This window comes from Actinomadura logoneensis (assembly GCF_003428695.1).
GTDB classification, from domain to species: Bacteria; Actinomycetota; Actinomycetes; order Streptosporangiales; family Streptosporangiaceae; genus Spirillospora; species Spirillospora logoneensis.
The window spans coordinates 1-1124 of sequence record NZ_QURH01000478.1; the positions used below are offsets into that span (position 1 = coordinate 1).

Sequence of the window (1124 nt, forward strand, 5' to 3'; positions counted from 1 at the left end):
GGCCGTCGCCGTCCGGCGCAGGCGGGTCCGGCGCGGACGGGTCGCGGGGGCCGCCGCCGTCCGCGCCTGCGCGGCCTTCGGTGCGGTCGCCGCCGTCCACCCGCCCGCCGTCGGGGCGTCCGGGACGGCCGGGGACGTGGGGTGTTCTGCCTGGGAGTTCCGCGATCGCGATGCCATAGCCGAGCCATTGTTACGTACTTGTTGCCGTGGTTTTGCCGTAACGGCGGTGCTCGGCGTGGCGGGGTCCGCCGTGCGCTGGTCGGAGCGGCGAAAGATGTTCTGCGAAGATTCAACCGTCCTGGACGGGCCTCCGGTGATCGTCCCGGCGGGGTTCCGCGGTGGCCGGTCCGTTCCGCCGGGCCGCGCGGGGCCGGATGGGGCGGTTAGGGTCGTGCGCATGAGGACCGGGGTCGAGGCGGACGTGGTGGAGCGCGCGGCGGGGGTCGGAGGCGAGCTGGTCCTGCGCCGCGCCGGGGACCACCACGAGATCATCAGCAACGGGGTGTTCCTCATGGACACCCGCAACGGCGAGTCGGAGCGGCTCCTGGTGTCGGCGGCGGTCCAGGCCGTCCCCGACGACGGGTCCGGGCCGGTGAGCGTGCTGGTCGGCGGGCTCGGCGTGGGGTTCAGCCTGGCCGAGGCGGCCCGCCTGGACCGGGTCGGCGCGGTCACGGTGGTGGAGCGCGAGCCCGCGGTCGTCGGCTGGCACCGCGGCCCGGACGCGCCGCTGCGGCCGTTCTCCGGCGGCGCGCTGGACGATCCCCGGACGCGCGTCGTCACCGCCGACCTGGTCGACCACCTGGCCGCCGACGCGTCCCGGCACGACGTGCTGTGCCTGGACGTCGACAACGGCCCCGACTGGACGGTCACGCCCGGCAACGCCCGCCTGTACGGCCCGGACGGCCTGGACCTGCTCACCGCGCGGCTCACCGGCCGTGGCGTGCTGGCGGTGTGGAGCGCGGGCGCCGCGCCGGCGTTCGAGGAGCTGCTGCGGAGCCGGTTCGGCCGGGTGGAGGTGCTGCCGGTGCCGGTGCCGCGCGGCGAACCCGACGTCGTCTACCTCGCCCACCGCACCTGACCCCGCCCGCCCGCCGCGCCTGCCCGCCGCGCCTGCCCGCCGCGCC

At 77.0% G+C, this 1124-nt stretch carries 1 protein-coding gene; it reads left to right on the top strand.

Annotated elements, in window-relative coordinates:
- Positions 1 to 397 precede the first annotated feature (397 nt).
- Positions 398 to 1078 (top strand): spermidine synthase family protein, encoded by a 681-nt coding sequence (locus DZF91_RS23445; RefSeq protein ID WP_117359513.1) that lies wholly within the window; start codon positions 398 to 400, stop codon positions 1076 to 1078.
- The last annotated feature ends 46 nt before the right edge of the window (positions 1079 to 1124 follow it).